Source organism: Streptomyces sp. IMTB 2501 (assembly GCF_001953885.1).
Lineage (GTDB): Bacteria > Actinomycetota > Actinomycetes > Streptomycetales > Streptomycetaceae > Streptomyces.
Genome location: NZ_MQUS01000010.1, coordinates 151,041 through 167,348 on the forward strand (window position 1 = coordinate 151,041; position 16,308 = coordinate 167,348).

The window sequence follows — 16,308 nt, forward strand, 5'->3', positions numbered from 1 at the left end:
CCGCGCAGGCGGCGGTCGATTCAGGAGCCGTTCTCTGACCCGGTCGCCGTCTTCGAGTAGGCGTCGTGCCAGGCGGCCTTCGCTCCGGAGTCGCCGATCCGGTAGACGTCCACGACGGCTCCCACCGCGACGGTGAGCGAGAGCACGCCGACGATGATCCGTACCGGCAGGGCGGACCAGCGCATGCCGCTGCCGCCCTGTCCGGGCTCCGCGGGTGTGCGCCTCCCCGCCCACCACACGACCGCCGCCAGCACGAACAGGCCCAGAGCCCACGGCAGCAGACCGTCGCCCAGCTCGGTGTGCCGGCGTACCAGGGCGTCTTCCTCCACATGCCGTTCCAGCCACTCACCAGCGTTCGTGGTCAGGGGCACGCTGGCCAGGGCGACGAAGGCCAGCACGGGCAGCAGCATGCCCAGCCGACGGGCGGCGCGCGGCCACAGCGCGGCTGCCACCAGGGCCAGCGCGGTCAGCGGTATCAGCACGACGACCACATGGACCAGCAGGACGTGGGCGGGCAGACCGTTGATCAGAGTCATTCAGGTGCTCCTGAGGGGGATGGGGCGCGTCAGCCTGTCACAGCCACCTCTCAGTTCCCTCTCAGCCGACCAGGGTGCGCACCGAGACTGAGCTCGATGCCCAGGTCAGCCGGTCGGCGCCGGTGCGGATCGCCGATGGGCAGCCAGGCGTACGGCCATGGACGCCGAGGTCTGCGACCGTGGCGCAGAGGGCGTCGACGACGGCCAGGACTGCCGGACGGGCTTCGCCGACGCGCCGGACCATGGACCAGGGCAAGTAGACCCGGCACCGGCGAGGTCCAGACTGCCGTCGACGACGAGGGCGGCCTGCGCGCGCGAGGTGGCGCCCCAGGCGTTCACGTGGAACTGCGCCACCGCCGAAGTACGGGTGATCGGATCGAGCGGAAGCCAGTTGACGTAGCCCAGCCGTGCCGGTTCCGAACCGGACGATGCGTCGGCCCGGCGTTCTAGGCCGTTGGTTGGCGCCAGCAGGTCGCGCACCTGCGGGAGCAGGTTGGACGCCGCCGGAATGAGGGTGACCGGCCGGCGGTCGCGGTCGAACAGCCGCGCCCCGAGGTCGCGTTCAAGAGCCTTGATCTGCTCGTATCGGTCGTTCCGGTCCCGTCGGCCAGATCCTCGGCCCACTGGTCGTCACACCCTTGCTCCGGCACGGCCGTCACCAGGCGGCAATGTGAACGTCGCGCGCTCCCTGGGCACTTGACGGCCTATTGGTCCGTACCTAAGGTCATCGGTCAGTGCACTGTTCAAGGAGTCGCATATCGTTCACGTATGAGGACGTGTCTTATGCAGGACATGCAGGGCAGACCCGCACCACGCCGCCGTAAGTCCCCGCGATCCGGGTTCGCGCTCACCGCGGCGGCCGCCATGCTGACCACCGGCCTTCTCTCCTGGCCCGGCACGCAGCGGGCGGAAGCCGCTCCCACCGCCTTCGTCCACCCCGGTGTCACCGTCTCGCGCGCCCAACTCGACTTCGCGCGCGCCAAGGTGCTCGCCGGTGCACAGCCCTGGAAGGGCGCGTACGACCAGATGATGGCCGGCCCGTACGCGAGCCTCAGCCGCACCCCCAAGCCCCGCGCGGTCGTCGAGTGCGGTCCGTATTCCAACCCCAACTACGGCTGCACGGACGAGCGAGAGGACGCCATCGCCGCCTACACCGACGCGCTCGCCTGGTACATCACCCGCGATGACCGGTACGCGGAAAAGGCGATCGAGCTGATGGACGCCTGGTCCGCCACGCTCACGAACCACACCAACAGCAACGCGCCCCTCCAGACCGCGTGGGCCGGAGCCTCCTGGGCCAAGGCCGCCGAACTCATCAAGCACACGTACACCGGAACCTGGCCGAACGCCGGCCGCTTCGCCACCCTCCTCCGCAACGTGTATCTGGCCAAACTCATCAACGGCTCGAATTCCAACGGGAACTGGGAGCTGACGATGATGGAGGCGGCCGTCGGCATCTCCGTCTTCCTGGAGGACAAGGCGTCCTACGACTCGGCCATGGCACGCTTCCGCACCCGCACCGCCGCGTATGTGTACCTCCCCTCCGACGGCGATCTGCCGAAGACCGTGCCGAGTCAGAACCTGAACACCCGGGACAAGATCGTCGCGTACTGGCAGGGCCAGTCCACCTTCGTGACCGGACTGACTCAGGAGACCTGCCGCGACTTCGTACACACCGGATACGGCATCTCCGCCATCTCGCATGTGGCCGAGACCAGCCGGATCCAGGGCCAGGATCTCTACGGCACCGACGTCGGCGAGCGGCTGCGGCAGGCGCTCGGCTTCCAGTCCAAGTACGAGCTGGGCGCCGCGGTCCCGAGCTGGTTGTGCGGCGGATCCGTCAAACGAGGGCTCGGCCCCATCACCGAGGTCGGCTACAACGCTCTGCACAACCGCCTGGGCATCGCCATGGCCAACACCCAGACCCTGACCGAGCAGAACCGCCCAGCCGGCACCAACAACCTCTTCGTGGCCTGGGAGACCCTCACCAACGGCGACAACCCCAACTGACCTCCGTAGCAGCGGTGTTGTGTGGTTCAGCGCGAGATGATTCACGTCGTAGGGGCGAACCCGACGAGGTGGCGGGCCAAGTAGGAGCAGGGGTGATCGTCCCAGCCCTCGGGCACCGGGATGCGCTGCTCCTGGACGACGGCCTGCCGCACCCTCGCATCGGGGAACATGGGCGCGACGTGTGCCTCGTCCTACCAGTCGGTCCACTGCGGCAGTCGGCGTGTGCGACCAACATGCCAGCGCTCTCTGCGTGTGTCGCTCACGGAACGATGCTGGTGCGGACGAGGTGGAACGCGGCTGCCGGGTCCGCGGCCCGTGTGACCGTTCGCCCCACGACGATGTGTGACGCGCCGGCGGCGACGGCGGCCCGTGGTGTGTCGGGACGGGCATGCTCGGCCGACGAGTCACCGGGCAGGGCGACTCCGGGCGTGACGAGCAGAGCGTCGCTGCCCAGAGGGCCACGCAGGGCCGCGACGTCCTGAGGCGAGGCGATGACACCATGACAGCCGGCCTTGCGGGCCAGTCGGGCCAACCTGACCACCTGTTCCTCAGCCGAGTCGGTGACGCCGATGTCGGCAAGATCCGCGTCGGTCATGCTGGTGACCACGGTCAGGGCAAGGACCCGCAGTTCGGGGAAGGCGCGGGCGGCATCGACAGCGGCGGCCATGATGGCCGTACCACCCATGCTGTGCACCGTCACCATCGAGGCGCCCAGAGCCCCCGCGGCGCGCACGGCCCCGGCGACGGAGTTCGGGATCTCGAAGAGCTTGAGGTCGAGGAAGACCTCCTTGCCTTGAGCGACAAGGTCCTTGATGAGATCAGGGCCCGCCGCGGTGAGAAGCTCCAGGCCGACCTTGTAGAAACGGCACTCTTCGCCCAGTCGGGCGACGATGTCCTCAGCGACGGGACGGCTGTCGCAGTCCAAGGCGACGATGATCTGCTTGTTCGGGTCCACGACGCCATTGTGCCCGCCGCGACGAACCTGTCAGACGCGCCAGTCGCTTGCGAAGGTGCTGGTCGACTTGACGGAGGTCGGCTCTTGGCGTGGCGCGGGTCAGAGTTGGACGAGGTAGGTCTCGCGCGCGGCGGTGTCCGGGCGGGGGTCGTCGCCGTCGCGGTGGACGCCGTGGACGCGGAAGCGGCAGGTGCCCGGACGGCGGATGGGCAGTCGGGAGTCCGGTACGTCGTCTTGGCCGGTGGTGCCGATGCCGAAGCCGAGGAAGGTGGAGGCCCAGTGGGCGGAGATTTCCGCGATGTCCTGCCAGGACTCCGGGGCCAGGGGTGGCTGGTGGTCCCAGAGTTCACAGGTTACGGGGACGGTGCCGATCTCCTGGCCGCAGACGATATGGATGCCCTCCTCGCCGGAGTCGGTGTCGCAGTCGGCGTCGGTGTCCGAGGCGGCTTCGGCCAGGCCGTTGAGGGTCCAGTCCGGCTCGAACTCCGCTACGAGACTCTCCCCGACGAGGTCCACGGTCGAGGCGTCGACGAAGACGTCGGTGGTGGCGCGGTGCAGGACGCCAGGCACGGAGTTCTCCCTCCCGGAGCCCGCCCTGATTGGCATGCGGGCCACCCCCATCATGGGCCAGGGCCCAACTCCCCGTGGTGCATCCCAGGGGAGTCGTTCACGCCCCCACCAGGATGTGCGGGTCGTTGCCGTTCAGCGCGGTGCGGCCGCCGAGCCGCTGCTTGAGTCCGGGGGCGCGGAAGAGGACGTTGCGGAAGACCTGGGCACGTGGCGCGCCGGCGCGTCGATGCCGCAGGAACTGGAGGAGGGGGCCGGTGCCGTGGTCGGTGAGGTGGGCCTGGACGTGTTCGTCGGACTGCGGCGCACGGTCCACGGTCGTATCGGCAGGGCGGCGGCCGTGGTGCGGTCGACGCTGTTTGCGTAGCGGTGACCACACCGGACAGCTCGTGGCCGGGCACGTTCGACGTGCGGTCGCGTCCGGCCCGGTCGGTCCAGGTGCCTGGCCAGGTCGACTCACCAGGGGTGAATCCGGCCGCGTGGGACGCGCACGATCACGTCGTTCTCCGCGGCGTGCGGGGGACGGATCCGTGAGGGTGCGGCCGCTGACACCGGCGTCGTGGTCCTGGACGGTAATGGCCCGCATGTGGGGTTCCTCCGGGCCGGGACGCTCAAGGGCGAGCGCCGTGCCGCGTGGGCGCGGACACCAGTTCCGCAGCGGAGCGACCGCGCGCCGTGACCGGTCCCAGCGCCCCGCTCCAGCCCCTTCGAGCGGTGAACGGCACGGCACCGGGCGCCGTCGTCGTCACGCCCCCGAACGTAACGTAGGCGCTCGTGACCTGGCCGAAGGCCGGGGAGTAGCCCTCTGGGGTTCTAGCCGGCGCCCCGGCCCAGGACGCGGCGGGCCGCCTCCGCCTCCGCCGCCGGCGGAGACAGCTCGTCGAGGGTGTCGAGTTCGTCATCCGCTTCCAGTTCCCGCTCCCAGGCCGCCGCAAGCCGCTTCTGCTCCTGAGGCGGCTTGGCGCGGACGGCCTCCCGGTTATCCGGGTTCAGGGCCGCCATGAATCGTCCGAGCGAGTCCGTGGCCATACCGTGCTCCTTGCCACAGGGAAGGTGCGCGCCACTTCCTGGCCCACTATGGCCAAACGGGCCCGCGCCGACCGATGGACACCACCTGACAACATCCTGATGGCCCCGCCGCTCCCACCGCAATCGGGGCGGCGCGCCTGTCTGGAGCGGCCGACGGCAGTCGGCGCTCACGCAGACCCGGCCCCGGCCGACGAACAGGTACAGCACGGGCGGCGCCCTGGGTGCTCTTACGGCCCTGACGGTACCCACCGCCGTGCACGTGCATCAGCGCGGGGCAGCCGACCGGACGGGGACGGCGGCGGTAGAGATCGAGCAGATGCCGCTGCACTCCATCGCCGTAGTGGAGGCTCGACACCCGCTGGAGGTCGCCGCGGCGGCGCGGACAAGGGCCTGGGCAAGAGCTGCGCGAGACGGTGGTGGCCCGAGCGGGAAACTGCGCGCGGCGAGCGACCGCGGCCGCCGCCTGTGCCGCGGCACCAACAGCGGGCCAGGCACCACGGGCATCCCGATCGAGGTGCCGGATCTCAGGCACCGCGCTGCTTTCAAGGGTCCCTCGTTCACGGGACAGCTCCGCCGTGGCGACGGGAGGGATGACGAGCCGGTTCGAGCATCGCCCGCACGTCTTCCGCGGATGGCGGTCGTTCTCCCGCGCGCCGAGTTCGCGCACGTGCGCCACGGCGGCCCGCGGACCGACGACTGCGCAGTGTGAGGTGCATCGTGATCCGGAGAGGAGCAATGGGCCCGTGGCTTGACCGTCCGTGCAGATCGGCGAGCACCCCCGGATGCTTCGCCACCGATGGTGTTCAAGGCGGGTCCGCGGAGCCTATTGGAGGGCCTCATTGCCCTAACTCCTCGTCACCGAAGCGGCAAGGGCCGTATAGATCATCAGGAGGAAGCCGAGAGTGCACGGGGTGGCGGTCAGTGCGGCGCGCATCATCGCGGCGGCGGTCGCCGCGCCGGTGGAGCGGTGGGTGGAGAGAGCCATGACGGCCAGCAGGACCGGGAGGGCGGCGAGGATGCCGCCCGCGAAGGAGCCGAGGGCGTCCGCGGCGTGCACGGCGAGCAGGACGGTCGTGGCCGACACCGCCATCCGCACCGGGATGTCCCAGCGTCGGGCGTGGTCCGGCTGCCGGTCCGTGTGGCCGGAGGCGGGGGCGGGGGCGGGCCAGGTTCGCAGACCGGCGAAGATGACGGCCAGGCCCAGCGCCGCCGTGAGCCAGACGTTCGCGCACATCGCCGCGAGCAGACCGGCTCCTGCCGCGCAGACCAGAGCCGCTGTCAGTGTCCGAGCCGGGCGCAGGACGGGGGCGAGTCGGCCGTAGACGAGGCAGAAGGCCGCGACGATCAGTTGTGCCGCGACATTGCCGTGCGCGGCACGCGCGGCCGCCTGGCTCCCGCCGTTGAGCCACATGAGGGCCAGAAACGGTCCTGACGTCGTGGGCGCGCCCAGCAGGAGTCCGCTGCGGCGCGGGCCCGAACGCCGGGCGACGACGGAGACGAGGAGCACGAGAGAGGGGGCGAGGGCGGTCCGGAGGAGCAGTATCTCCATGCCTGCGAGCCTGGCACCGATGACGCCGATTTTGGCTCGGACTTCTCGGCGCATGGGACCGCTACGCCGAGAATAGCTCGGCCATATCCATATCTGGTCGAGTATTTGTAGCATGGTGGCATGGACCGCATCGATCGGCAGATCCTCACGATCCTCCTGGCCGATGGCCGGGCGACCTACCAGGAGCTGGGCCGTAAGGTCCGGCTCTCGGCCAACACCGTCGCCGACCGCGTACGCCGGCTCCAGGCCACTGGAGTCGTCCGCGGATACCGCGCCGAACTGAATCTGGCGGCGTTCGGGCGCGGGATGGAGTTGCTCAGCGACATCCGCCTGCGCGAGGGCGTGGACCGCCAGGCCTTCGAGGCCCAGTTGCATCAAGTGCCCCAGGTCGTCGGCGCGATGCGGCTGACCGGGGACTACGACTACCAGTTGCGCATGGCCTGTACCGACGCCCGCGAGTTCGAAACGGTCATCGACCGGCTCAAGGCCGACTTGGGGGTACGGGAGTTGCGCAGCCGACTCCTCCTGCACGAGGTGCCATTGGGGCCGGACCGCGTCCTGGAGTCCTGATGGCAGGACGGGGGTGGGGCTGGTCCGGCGCCTGTGAGGCTGACATCGTGTGATCGTGGAGACACATGTCGTCGCGGCGACGTCCTGCCCGAGGCGGTCCAGTGCCTCCGCCGCCGTGCCTGCGTCGCCCTCCACTTCGGTCCGGACGGCTATCTGGGCCTGCGTCGCAAGCTCATGCCGACCGCCGCGGAACGGTACTTGTGGGGCCAGGGCGACGGCTCCACCCTCCCGGTCGTCGACACCGGTGCGGCCCGCCTCGGCGCGGCGATCTGCTGGGAGAACTACATGCCGTTGTTCCGTACGGCGATGTACGCCAAGGGCGTCGACCTGTGGTGTGCGCCGACCGTGGACGACCGCGACTCCTGGCAGGCCACCATGCGGCACATAGCCCTGGAGGGCCGGTGCTTCGTGCTCGGCGCCTGCCAGTATCTGCGCCGCGACGCCGTACCCGCCGGCCTCCACCCCGTCCAGGGCGACGCGCCCGACACCGTCCTCATCGCGGGCGGCTCCGTCATCGTCTCGCCCCTCGGTGAGGTGCTGGCCGGTCCTCTGCGTGACGGTGAAGGCGTTCTCAGCGCCGAACTCGACCTCGACGAACTGGCCCGCGCCCGCTTCGACTTCGACCCCACCGGGCACTACGCACGCCCGGACGTCTTCAGTCTCCACGTCGACGAAACCGCCCGCACCGGCGTCATCAGCGGCTGACCCGGGACCTCGTACGGTTGCCGAGAGCGGCGGCGAGCAGGAGCGCGGCGAGGGCGGTGAGGGTGGTGCCCTGCCAGCCCAGGGTGTTGAGCATGGGTGCGGCGAGGGCGGTGCCGAGCGCGCCGACGGTGAAGTACAGCACGAGGTAGACGCTGCTCAGGCTGCCGGAGCGTTCGGGGGAGAGGGCCATGATGCGGCTCTGGTTGGCGGCCTGGGCGGCGAAGCAGCCGGCGTCGAAGACGGCGAGTCCGAGACCGGTGATGAGTGGGCTGCCCGGGCCGAGGGTAGGGCGTCACCTGGCTGGCCGCCCATCTGGAGCGCGGCTCGGCGTTCGTCGCCGAGGCCGATGGTGAGGTGGCCGGGTTCGCGGTCTACGGCCCGTGGCGCGAACTGGAGGGATACCGGCACACGGTGGAGAACTCGGTCTACGTCCGCGAGGGCCGGCACGGGCTCGGTATCGGATCCGCGCTCCTGGCCACCCTCGTCACCGCAGCCCGTGAGACCGGCCACCATGTCATGATCGCCGGCATCGAAGCCGAGAACACCGCCTCGATCCGGCTCCATGAACGGTTCGGGTTCCAGCATGTCGGCACGGTGCCCGAGGTCGGCACCAAGTTCGGCCGCTGGCTTGACCTGACGCTCATGCGCCTGCCCCTGGCCTGACCGGCAGCAAGCCACCCTGTCGGCGGATGAGCCCCCGGGACCGCGACGCCGATCTTCTCCGTCCCCTGGGCACCGCGTACGTCAGCCCGCCTGCCCGTCTTCGGGGTGTCGCGGACACCCCGACGCGATCCAGCGGCGTACGACCGTCACCGGCACGCGGCCGTCGGCGGCGATCACGTCCTCCGGTACGCCGGTGCGCCAGGCGGCGAGTGCGGCTCGGCGGAGACACGCGGAGCGGACGGCGAGCCCGGCCCTGAGGGCGCTCGCGGAGCCGGCGGTGAGCCTCGGGGCGTCCGCGGCCAGTTGCCGGGCGGCCTGGCGCACCGCGTCGCGGGCGGTTCGGGTGTCGAGGCCGCTCATGCCACCGCCTCCCGCTCCGAGTCGAGCACCGTGTCGTCCAGATGCCAGTGCAGATCACGCACGCCCGGTTCCAGGGACAGGCGGGCGATGAGCTGCTCCAGGGCTCGGGCCGGGTCACCGTTCAGGGCGACCGCGGCCCGCAGGCTGGTGCTCCCCTCGTCGTCGCGCCGTACCCGCAGCCCGGTGGGCGCGAGCCCGTCGGTCGCGAGGGCCTGGGACAGCAGCGCCCGGACATGCGCCTCGTCGTTGCGCTCGCAGATCAGGTGGACGGTGGCCCGTACACCCTCGTTGTCGGGGTCGCGCTGCGGGACGCGGTCGATCAGCCGGCCCGCGGGGCGCAGCAGTACGTGTACGGCGAGCACGGTGGCCGTTCCGATGAGGCACAGCGCCAGCCGGCCGGAGGCGGCGAGCACGCCGACCGCGGCCGAACACCACAGCGTGGCCGCGGTGTTGAGGCCGCGCACGCCTCCGCCCTCGCGCAGGATGACCCCGCCGCCGAGGAAACCGATGCCGGAGACGACATAGGAGGCGACCCGGGTGGGGCTGCCGGCGTCGCCGACCGCCTCGCTGTAGAGGACGAAGAGTGTGGCGCCGACGGCCACCAGGGCGTTGGTGCGCAGTCCGGCCATTCGGGCGCGCCACTGGCGCTCGACGCCGATCAGGGCGCCGCAGGCGACGCCGACGGTGAGACGGAGTGCGAAGTCGAAGGTGGTCAGGTTCGCCATGGGAACCTCCCCTCGCCCCGCCGGAGCGGGACAGGTCGAGGGCATGGCGGTCAGCTGCCCGGCCGTGGTGCCGGGGTCTACCGGATGCCCGAGGAGTGGGGGGACACGGGGGTGTGGGGCCGATCGTGGCCCGGACTACTGCTGCGATCCATGTCGCTCACCTCCTCCTCGGTTTCTCGGACAGCGCGATTCCTCGGACGACACGCCCTCGACGGCGCTCCGCGGACATCACACTCCCCTATATTTGCACATCTACGCAACAAGTGCGCCCCGAGATGTCGTGTGCATCACCGGCTAACATATTTGCATGGAAGCGCAAGTAGCGTCGTGGGACGAGGACCGGGCCGAGCGGTCGGTGGCGGTACTCAAGGCCGTCGCGGACCCGTCGCGCTACCGGCTGCTGTGGGCGCTGAGCGAGCGGGAGCTGCCGGTCAGCCGCCTCGCCGAGCTGATCGAGGCGCACGTCGCCGCCACCTCCCAGCACCTGGCGAAGCTGCGCGCCGCCGGACTGGTCACCTCGCGGCGGGACGGCACGCGCATCTTCTACCGGGCCACCGGCCCGCAGGTACGGGCGCTGCTGGAGAGCGCGGTGCTGGCCACGGACGAGGCCATGGCCGCGGCGGACGGAGAGACGCCGGAAGCGGTGGGAGCGGCCGCCCCACAGGAGCGGAGCGCCCCCACACGGGTGACCAGGGCCCGTCGGCCGGCCACGGAACACTGACGCCTCCGCCCTGGGCCCTGCCGTGAGACTCCCGCCTGCTCGGCGGGCGGACGACGGGAGTTTGAAGACAGGGCCCAGGCCCCGGCAGGCGACGTGCGCCCCGTCGCGACGCCCGGCACGCCCTCTCGCTACACCGAGCCGAACGCCCACGGACGCCCGGCCCATCGGGTACGGCCTCCGGCCGGCACACCGAGATCACGCACCGGACGCCGCTCCCTGACGGGCAAACGTTGCCTGCCGGGGCCCTAGTCGCGCCCCGCGACGGTGGCGGTCAGACGTGTGTCGTCGTTCTCGTCCAGGTGGTACTCCTGCGGTTCGGCGTCGTAGGAGTACAGCTCGGCGTAGCGGCCCCAGTCGGTGGCCGTCTCCAGCTGGCGGGTGACCTGTTCGGCGGTGAAGTGGTGGGCGAGCAGGTCGCGGAAGAAGCCGGTGCGCACGGTGCCGCCGGGGTTGCTCCGCAGGCTCCTGGTGATCAGCGTGACCAGGGGGGCATGCTGGACCGCCTCGGCGAAGATCTTCTTCGACCCCTGGACGTCGGCGCCCGCGAACGCCGTGCCGGTGTCGGTCAGCAGCAGGTCGTCCCCGCTGAGCGTGGTGAAGCCGAGCAGGTCGAGCGCGTCGACCTGGGGGAGCAGGTCGTCCACCGCCAGGCCGAGGTCGTCGGCGAGGTCGGCCAGATCGCACCGTCCGCCGCGGTGGAGGACCATCTCCGCGAGCCCGGACAGCCCGTCGACGCTGGCCGGGGGCAGCGGGGTGTTCGCCGGGGTGCGCTTCTCCAGCTCCACCGCCTCGTGCCGGCCGGGGACACGGCCCTCCTTCTGGCGGCCGGTCATGGTGCGGTAGACGCGGTCGATCAGGTCGTCGAAGGCGGCCGAGTCGCGGTCGCGGGGGCGGTCCAGGCCGACCTCGAAGACCTCGCGGATCGTGCCGTAGGGCCGGGCGCCCAGGACGACGATCCGGTCGGCCATCAGCACGGCCTCCTCGATGTTGTGGGTGACCAGGACGATGGCACGGGTGGGGAACTGGCCCGACTCCCACAGCTCCATCAGCTCGCCGCGCAGGTTCTCGGCGGTCAGCACGTCGAGTGCGGAGAACGGCTCGTCCATCATCAGCACGTCCGGCTCCACGACGAGGGCGCGGGCGAAGCCGACGCGCTGGCGCATACCGCCGGACAGCTCCTTGGGGTAGGCGGACTCGAAGCCGTCCAGGCCGATCAGGTCGATGGCCTGCCGGGCGGCGTCCGCGCGCTCCGCGGCCGGAACTCCCTTGGCCTCCAGGCCCAGTTCGACGTTCTGCTGCACGGTCAGCCAGGGCAGCAGCGCGAAGGTCTGGAACACCATGGCCGTACCCGGGTTGGCACCGGTGAGCGGAGTGCCCTTGTAGGCGACGGTGCCGGAGCTGGCAGGCACCAGCCCGGCCAGGCAGCGCAGCAGGGTGGATTTGCCCGAGCCCGACTTGCCGAGCAGGGCGACGACCTCACCGGCCCGCACCTGGAGGTCGATGCCGGACAGGACGGGCAGTTCGCCGTCGGCACCGGCGTACGACTTGGTCAGGCCGACGGTCTCCAGCAGCAGCGCGCCGTCGGCGGGACGGCGGGGCCTTTCGGCGGTCAGGTGGGCGAGGCCGGCGCGGGCCTGGCGGTCGGCGCGGAGGTTGCGCAGGGCGTTCAGCACCATGACGTGCTCCAAATGCTTGTCAGTGAAAGGAAGTTCACAGGGAGTAGCGGGTCTCGGCCAGCCGGTACAGGCGGCGCCACAGCAGCCGGTTCAGCCCGACGACGTACAGGCTCATCACCGCGACCCCGGCGATCAGGTGCGGGTAGTCGCCGCTCTCGGTGGCCTGCGCGATGTAAGCGCCGAGGCCGGTGGCGGTGAGGGTGGTGCCGCCGAAGGTGACGACCTCGGAGACGATCGAGGCGTTCCAGGCGCCGCCGGAGGCGGTGATCCCGCCGGTGACGTACGACGGGAAGACCCCCGGGAGGATCAGCCGCCGCCACCGCTGCCAGCCGCGCACGCCGATGTCGTCCATGGCCTCGCGCAGGTCGCTCGGGATGGCCATGGCTCCGGCGATGGTGTTGAACAGGATGTACCACTGCGCGCCGAGCGCCATCAGCAGCGTGCCGCCGATGTTGATGGACAGACCGGTCCTCAGGAAGAACCACACCGCGAGCGGGAAAAGGAAGTTGGCGGGAAAGGATGCCAGCACCTGCACCACCGGCTGCGCGATCCGGGTCAGCCGCGGCGAGAAGCCGATCTTCACACCGATCGGCACCCAGACCACGGTGGCCAGCGCCACCAGCACCACCACGCGCGCGAGGGTGGCGAGGCCCAGCAGCAGCGGCTCGCCGAACACGCCGAGGCCGGTGCGGTCGTAGAGGTAGTGGCCGAGGTCGAGCAGGCCCCACAGGATCAGCCCGCCGGCGACCACGGTGAAGACGAGGTCGCCGGTGCGCTGCCGCGTGCGGTCGACGACGAGCGGACGGTCGTCGCGGCCGAAGACCCCTCCGGCCGTGCTCAGTGCGCGTCCCACCGGGCGCAGCGCCCGGCCGAGCAACTGTGGCCAGTGCGAGCGGCGCAGGAAGTCCAGGACGACGGACCGCTGGACCTCGCTCGCCTCGGACTGCTCGTTCTTGAACTTCTCCGCCCACGCCGTCAGCGGCCGCCAGAACAGGAAGTTCACGCCGATCACCATCACCGCCATGGTGAGGATGGCCCAGCCGACCCTGCCCAGATCGCCGTCGGTGATCGCGGCACCGGCGTAGGAGCCGACACCTGGCAGTGCGTACCGCTGGTTGTTGACGCTGATCGCCTCCGAGGCGACCAGGAAGAACCATCCGCCGCCGAAGCTCATCATGCCGTTCCAGACCAGGCCGATCATCCCGGCCGGCAGCTCCACCTTCCAGAACCGCATCCAGCGGGTGAAGCCGAACGACCGTGACAGTTCGTCGAGTTCACGCGGGAGAGAGGTGAGGGAGTAGTAGAAGCCGAACGTCATGTTCCACGCCTGCGAGGTGAAGATCGCGAAGATCGACGCGCACTCCAGGCCCAGCATCGAGCCGGGGAACAGGGCGATGAACCCGGTCACCGCAACCGTCAGGAAGCCCAGCACCGGCACGGACTGCAGGATGTCCAGGGCCGGGATGAGGATCCGCTCCAGCCTTCTGCTCTTGGCGGCGGCATAGGCGTAGCCGAAGGTGAACACGATCGACAGCGCCAGAGCGGCGAACATCCGCAGCAGCGAGCGGGCCGCGTCGTACGGCAGCTGTGCCGGATCGGTGTCGACCTTCACGTTCTGCTGGGTGTTGAAGGTGACGGTGGTGCCGTGCCCCACGCGCAGCACCACATAGAGCATCACCAGCACGGCGGCGGCCACCGCCGCGTCCACCCAGGAGAACTGGGACAGCCGTCCGGGCAGCCTCGCCACCAGCGGCGTGCGCTCCACCGTCTCGGCGGGCTTGTTGTCCGTACGGATCCACATCACGAAGACCTCCGCCCCCACTCTGGGCACGACGGCATGCCCGGCCGTGGCCAACGCACCGACGGCAGGACAGGGGTCACCCAGGCAGCATGGGAAATACAGGTAAGGAAGAAGGGCCCGCCCGGGCGGCCACGGCCGCCTCGTCGAGACCCGAGGCCGTGCCCGGTGCGGGAAGCCGGTGCCAAGGCGCCCCGGCTGGTGAGAGTCACCGGGGCCTCAAGGCCGCGGCGGGTGAAAGTCAGCGAATGCCCTGGAGGCAGCGCGGACTGGGAGGGTCTGCACCCATGGCTGCCTCCGTTCCGTGATGTGGCTCCGCCCCGAACACGCTCTGCGCGCACAGGACCCGACTCCAAGAGTGTGCCGGTTGTTGCGTCGATACGCAAATAGCCCGGACGGTCGCTGTCAGGGAGCGGGTTCGGCGTGACGAAGACCGCGAAACACGTCCGGTGTCGTCCAGCCGCGCAGCGCGGCCTGAATCGTCGGCCGGAAAGCGGCTCCGGCCGTTGGGGCGTCGAGGGCGCCCGCCAGTTCGAGTGTCACGAGTCCGTGCAGGGTCACCCAGAGCGAGAGGGCGATCGACGTCGCCTCGCCGGCGAGGACGGCTCCGGTCACGCCCCGGTCGATCGCGGCGATGAGTGGCCCGACGGGGTCATGGCTGCCGACCGCGCCCGACGGCTCGAAGGGCTGCACCCCTCCGAACAGCACCGTGTACAGGTGGCGGTGTCCGCACCCCCACCGTCGATACGCGACGGCCAGTGCGTAGATGTCGGCGAGGGGATCCTCGGAGGTCGGCACGGCCGACAGGTCCTGGAACAGGCCGGTGACCGCGCTGTCGCGTACCGCTTGGATCAGCCCGTCCTTGCTCCCGAACAGGGAGTACACCGCCGTCGTCGACGTCCCGGCGGCGGTGGCCAGGGAGCGGAGGGTGAGCGACTCCTGCGGATGGGTGGCGAGCATCTCGGTCGCGCACGCCACCAGGCGCTCTTTGACGGTCTCGTCGTTCGTTCTGGGCCTGCCCATGACGAGAAGCCTACCTTCTTTGATAACGTCGTTTTGAAACACTGTTCCGAAACGTCGTTCTGGAACTCGGAGGTTCACCGTGCCCACGTTCGCCCTACGCCTTGTCCGCTTCGCCGGACGCCTGCTGCTGGCGCTGACTGCCGTCGTGACACTGGCTGTCGTCTTTCTCGCGTTGGTCGTCCTCACCAACGGGGCCGACTCGGGACTCGCCGCATGGCTGGCGACCCTCGGAGCCGCTTCTGCCGCCGCACTGTGGCGGGGCCGGAGCCGTACCGGGGCGGCGCGGCTCGCGCCGTTCGTGCCGGTGGCCGTCGCGGCGGCGCTGACGGCGTCGGTCTGCGTCCCGACCGCACCCACGGCCCGGCGGTATCCGCCCGCCCTGCCGTTCGTGGCCACGCAGCACTGGAGTCTGGGCACCGGCAGCCGGCTCGCTGTGTACCACTACCCGCCCGCGAACCCCCGGACCCGGCACCGCATCCCGCTCGTGTACCTCAACGGCGGCCCGGTCCGCGGTATATCGGTGCTCGACCACCGGTTCCTGCAACTCCTGGCCCGTCAGGGCTACGACGTCTACACCTACGAACAGGCCGGCGGCGGACGGAGCGACCTGCTCCCCATGGACCAGTACACGATCTCCCGATCGGTCCGTGACCTCGGCGCCTTCATCCACCGCCTGGACAAGGGCAAGGCCGACGTCCTCGGCTTCTCGTCAGGCGCGGTCGTGCTCACCCGGGCTCTGGCCGACCCCTCCGTCGCCGCGCATCTGCACCGGGCCATCATCGCCGAGCCCGGCCCGATGGACGGCCCGACGACGAGGATCAGCGGGCACCGGGGGCGTCCCTCCGCGCGCGGCCTCGCGCCGGCCGTGGCCGGACCGCGATCGACCCACGTCCCCCGCTACGCCGTGGCCTTCGGCCTCATGCGACTCGGACTGCTCACCCCCGACACCGCACTGATCGGACAGGCCGAGGGCGACAACGCGTTCACCGCCGCCGACCTCGGCGGCGACACCGCCTCCGCCTACTGCGCACGCGACGCGCACCGCATCCCCTCCGAAGACACGGCACAGAACTTCTCGTTCAGCCCCGCTGCCAGCCTCCGCATCCAGCAGACGGTGAAGGACACGCCCTCCCTCGCACCGCGACTGAGGCGTTCGAAGACACCCGCGATGCTGATGATCGCCGAGTGTTCCTCGCAGCTCCGGCAATGGGAGACCGCCGTCCTCGCCGACGACCCCGCCATCGAGCGCACGCAGTACATGCCCGGAGTCGGGCATCACCTGTGGAACGGCCTGGACGACAACAACGACCGAGCCGCCGCCGTCATCACCGCGTTCCTGCAGGCCGAGCCGGCACCTTTGCCGAACTACCCGACCCGCGACGAGATCCCTGCCTTCCTGCGCGACCAGAGGTGACGCTCAC

General features: G+C 70.5%; 19 protein-coding genes and 2 pseudogenes. 6 read left to right on the forward strand and 15 right to left on the reverse strand.

Going from position 1 to position 16,308, the window contains the following annotated elements:
• Positions 1–20: 20 nt before the first annotated feature.
• Both AV521_RS19225 and AV521_RS19230 read right to left on the reverse strand, forming a co-directional pair.
• A complete protein-coding gene (locus AV521_RS19225; RefSeq protein WP_076089690.1) occupies positions 21–536 on the reverse strand; it encodes a DUF2231 domain-containing protein in 516 nt (171 codons plus the stop codon).
• 105 nt (positions 537–641) lie between these two features.
• Positions 642–1,160: a LysR family transcriptional regulator gene (locus AV521_RS19230; RefSeq protein WP_076089691.1), complete on the reverse strand. Its 519-nt coding sequence runs from the start codon at positions 1,158–1,160 to the stop codon at positions 642–644.
• Positions 1,161–1,328: 168 nt separating this feature from the next.
• Here AV521_RS19230 and AV521_RS19235 point away from each other — a divergent pair, with 168 nt between their 5' ends.
• On the forward strand, positions 1,329–2,546 hold the full coding sequence (locus AV521_RS19235; protein WP_076089809.1) for an alginate lyase family protein: 1,218 nt from the start codon (positions 1,329–1,331) through the stop codon (positions 2,544–2,546).
• A gap of 41 nt (positions 2,547–2,587) precedes the next feature.
• Here AV521_RS19235 and AV521_RS46645 read toward each other — a convergent pair whose 3' ends face one another.
• The 7 genes and pseudogenes from AV521_RS46645 to AV521_RS19260 all read right to left on the reverse strand — a co-directional run bounded on the left by AV521_RS46645 (position 2,588) and on the right by AV521_RS19260 (position 6,646).
• A complete protein-coding gene (locus AV521_RS46645) occupies positions 2,588–2,716 on the reverse strand; it encodes a hypothetical protein (protein WP_256725615.1) in 129 nt (42 codons plus the stop codon).
• An 89-nt stretch (positions 2,717–2,805) separates the two neighbouring features.
• Positions 2,806–3,501 carry an orotidine-5'-phosphate decarboxylase gene (gene pyrF, locus AV521_RS19240; protein ID WP_076089692.1) on the reverse strand — a complete coding sequence of 232 codons (696 nt, stop codon included), beginning with the start codon at positions 3,499–3,501 and terminating at the stop codon, positions 2,806–2,808.
• A gap of 99 nt (positions 3,502–3,600) precedes the next feature.
• Positions 3,601–4,071 (reverse strand): hypothetical protein, encoded by a 471-nt coding sequence (locus AV521_RS19245; RefSeq protein WP_076089693.1) that lies wholly within the window; start codon positions 4,069–4,071, stop codon positions 3,601–3,603.
• A 97-nt stretch (positions 4,072–4,168) separates the two neighbouring features.
• Positions 4,169–4,384: a hypothetical protein gene (locus AV521_RS48675; RefSeq protein ID WP_305965179.1), complete on the reverse strand. Its 216-nt coding sequence runs from the start codon at positions 4,382–4,384 to the stop codon at positions 4,169–4,171.
• A gap of 55 nt (positions 4,385–4,439) precedes the next feature.
• Positions 4,440–4,654, reverse strand: a pseudogene (locus AV521_RS50970) (NADP-dependent oxidoreductase); the annotation flags it as partial.
• A gap of 227 nt (positions 4,655–4,881) precedes the next feature.
• Positions 4,882–5,097, reverse strand: coding sequence for a hypothetical protein (locus AV521_RS19255; protein ID WP_076089694.1), 216 nt, complete (start codon positions 5,095–5,097; stop codon positions 4,882–4,884).
• An 844-nt stretch (positions 5,098–5,941) separates the two neighbouring features.
• Positions 5,942–6,646 carry a hypothetical protein gene (locus AV521_RS19260; protein WP_143658625.1) on the reverse strand — a complete coding sequence of 235 codons (705 nt, stop codon included), beginning with the start codon at positions 6,644–6,646 and terminating at the stop codon, positions 5,942–5,944.
• Positions 6,647–6,766: 120 nt separating this feature from the next.
• Between AV521_RS19260 and AV521_RS19265 the strand changes: the two genes are divergently transcribed.
• Together AV521_RS19265 and AV521_RS19270 are read left to right on the forward strand one after the other, a co-directional pair.
• Entirely contained in the window at positions 6,767–7,216 is a 450-nt protein-coding gene (locus AV521_RS19265; protein WP_076089696.1) for an Lrp/AsnC family transcriptional regulator, read from the forward strand.
• A gap of 33 nt (positions 7,217–7,249) precedes the next feature.
• Positions 7,250–7,921: a nitrilase-related carbon-nitrogen hydrolase gene (locus tag AV521_RS19270; protein WP_079249312.1), complete on the forward strand. Its 672-nt coding sequence runs from the start codon at positions 7,250–7,252 to the stop codon at positions 7,919–7,921.
• On the opposite strand, the gene AV521_RS19275 is transcribed toward AV521_RS19270, so the two are convergent.
• Positions 7,911–8,111, reverse strand: coding sequence for a hypothetical protein (locus tag AV521_RS19275; protein WP_256725616.1), 201 nt, complete (start codon positions 8,109–8,111; stop codon positions 7,911–7,913). The two genes, AV521_RS19270 and AV521_RS19275, sit on opposite strands and share 11 nt — an antisense overlap.
• 98 nt (positions 8,112–8,209) lie before the next feature.
• Between AV521_RS19275 and AV521_RS19280 the strand changes: the two are divergent.
• A pseudogene (locus AV521_RS19280) lies at positions 8,210–8,584 on the forward strand (N-acetyltransferase family protein); the annotation flags it as partial.
• Positions 8,585–8,665: 81 nt separating this feature from the next.
• On the opposite strand, the gene AV521_RS19285 reads toward AV521_RS19280, so the two are convergent.
• Entirely contained in the window at positions 8,666–8,944 is a 279-nt protein-coding gene (locus AV521_RS19285; RefSeq protein ID WP_076089697.1) for a hypothetical protein, read from the reverse strand.
• Positions 8,941–9,669, reverse strand: coding sequence for an MgtC/SapB family protein (locus AV521_RS19290; RefSeq protein ID WP_076089698.1), 729 nt, complete (start codon positions 9,667–9,669; stop codon positions 8,941–8,943). The genes AV521_RS19285 and AV521_RS19290 overlap by 4 nt, the downstream gene beginning before the upstream one ends.
• Before the next feature lie 307 nt (positions 9,670–9,976).
• On the opposite strand from AV521_RS19290, the gene AV521_RS19295 reads away from it, so the two are divergent.
• Positions 9,977–10,390, forward strand: a complete 414-nt coding sequence (locus AV521_RS19295) for a metalloregulator ArsR/SmtB family transcription factor (protein ID WP_076089699.1) — start codon at positions 9,977–9,979, stop codon at positions 10,388–10,390.
• A 245-nt stretch (positions 10,391–10,635) separates the two neighbouring features.
• Here AV521_RS19295 and AV521_RS19300 read toward each other — a convergent pair whose 3' ends face one another.
• From AV521_RS19300 to AV521_RS19310, 3 genes are all read right to left on the reverse strand, one after another.
• Positions 10,636–12,066 (reverse strand): nitrate/sulfonate/bicarbonate ABC transporter ATP-binding protein, encoded by a 1,431-nt coding sequence (locus tag AV521_RS19300; RefSeq protein WP_218639359.1) that lies wholly within the window; start codon positions 12,064–12,066, stop codon positions 10,636–10,638.
• A 34-nt stretch (positions 12,067–12,100) separates the two neighbouring features.
• The gene (locus AV521_RS19305; protein WP_076089700.1) at positions 12,101–13,867 is read right to left on the reverse strand and encodes an ABC transporter permease subunit; all 1,767 of its coding nucleotides are present in this window, start codon (positions 13,865–13,867) and stop codon (positions 12,101–12,103) included.
• A 402-nt stretch (positions 13,868–14,269) separates the two neighbouring features.
• Positions 14,270–14,887 (reverse strand): TetR/AcrR family transcriptional regulator, encoded by a 618-nt coding sequence (locus AV521_RS19310; protein ID WP_076089701.1) that lies wholly within the window; start codon positions 14,885–14,887, stop codon positions 14,270–14,272.
• Between the two features lie 79 nt (positions 14,888–14,966).
• Between AV521_RS19310 and AV521_RS19315 the strand changes: the two genes are divergently transcribed.
• A complete protein-coding gene (locus AV521_RS19315; RefSeq protein WP_076089702.1) occupies positions 14,967–16,301 on the forward strand; it encodes an alpha/beta fold hydrolase in 1,335 nt (444 codons plus the stop codon).
• The last annotated feature ends 7 nt before the right edge of the window (positions 16,302–16,308 follow it).

Bases quoted from the DNA above. Each gene is read 5' to 3' on its own strand.
- AV521_RS19275 (WP_256725616.1), bottom strand. From the start codon at position 8,111: ATGGCCCTCTCCCCCGAACGCTCCGGCAGCCTGAGCAGCGTCTACCTC.
- AV521_RS19295 (WP_076089699.1), top strand. From the start codon at position 9,977: ATGGAAGCGCAAGTAGCGTCGTGGGACGAGGACCGGGCCGAGCGGTCG.
- AV521_RS19255 (WP_076089694.1), bottom strand. From the start codon at position 5,097: ATGGCCACGGACTCGCTCGGACGATTCATGGCGGCCCTGAACCCGGAT.
- AV521_RS19225 (WP_076089690.1), bottom strand. From the start codon at position 536: ATGACTCTGATCAACGGTCTGCCCGCCCACGTCCTGCTGGTCCATGTG.
- AV521_RS19260 (WP_143658625.1), bottom strand. From the start codon at position 6,646: ATGGAGATACTGCTCCTCCGGACCGCCCTCGCCCCCTCTCTCGTGCTC.
- AV521_RS19300 (WP_218639359.1), bottom strand. From the start codon at position 12,066: ATGGTGCTGAACGCCCTGCGCAACCTCCGCGCCGACCGCCAGGCCCGC.
- AV521_RS19310 (WP_076089701.1), bottom strand. From the start codon at position 14,887: ATGGGCAGGCCCAGAACGAACGACGAGACCGTCAAAGAGCGCCTGGTG.
- AV521_RS19235 (WP_076089809.1), top strand. From the start codon at position 1,329: ATGCAGGGCAGACCCGCACCACGCCGCCGTAAGTCCCCGCGATCCGGG.
- AV521_RS19290 (WP_076089698.1), bottom strand. From the start codon at position 9,669: ATGGCGAACCTGACCACCTTCGACTTCGCACTCCGTCTCACCGTCGGC.
- AV521_RS46645 (WP_256725615.1), bottom strand. From the start codon at position 2,716: ATGTTCCCCGATGCGAGGGTGCGGCAGGCCGTCGTCCAGGAGCAGCGC.
- AV521_RS19265 (WP_076089696.1), top strand. From the start codon at position 6,767: ATGGACCGCATCGATCGGCAGATCCTCACGATCCTCCTGGCCGATGGC.
- AV521_RS19305 (WP_076089700.1), bottom strand. From the start codon at position 13,867: ATGTGGATCCGTACGGACAACAAGCCCGCCGAGACGGTGGAGCGCACG.
- AV521_RS19285 (WP_076089697.1), bottom strand. From the start codon at position 8,944: ATGAGCGGCCTCGACACCCGAACCGCCCGCGACGCGGTGCGCCAGGCC.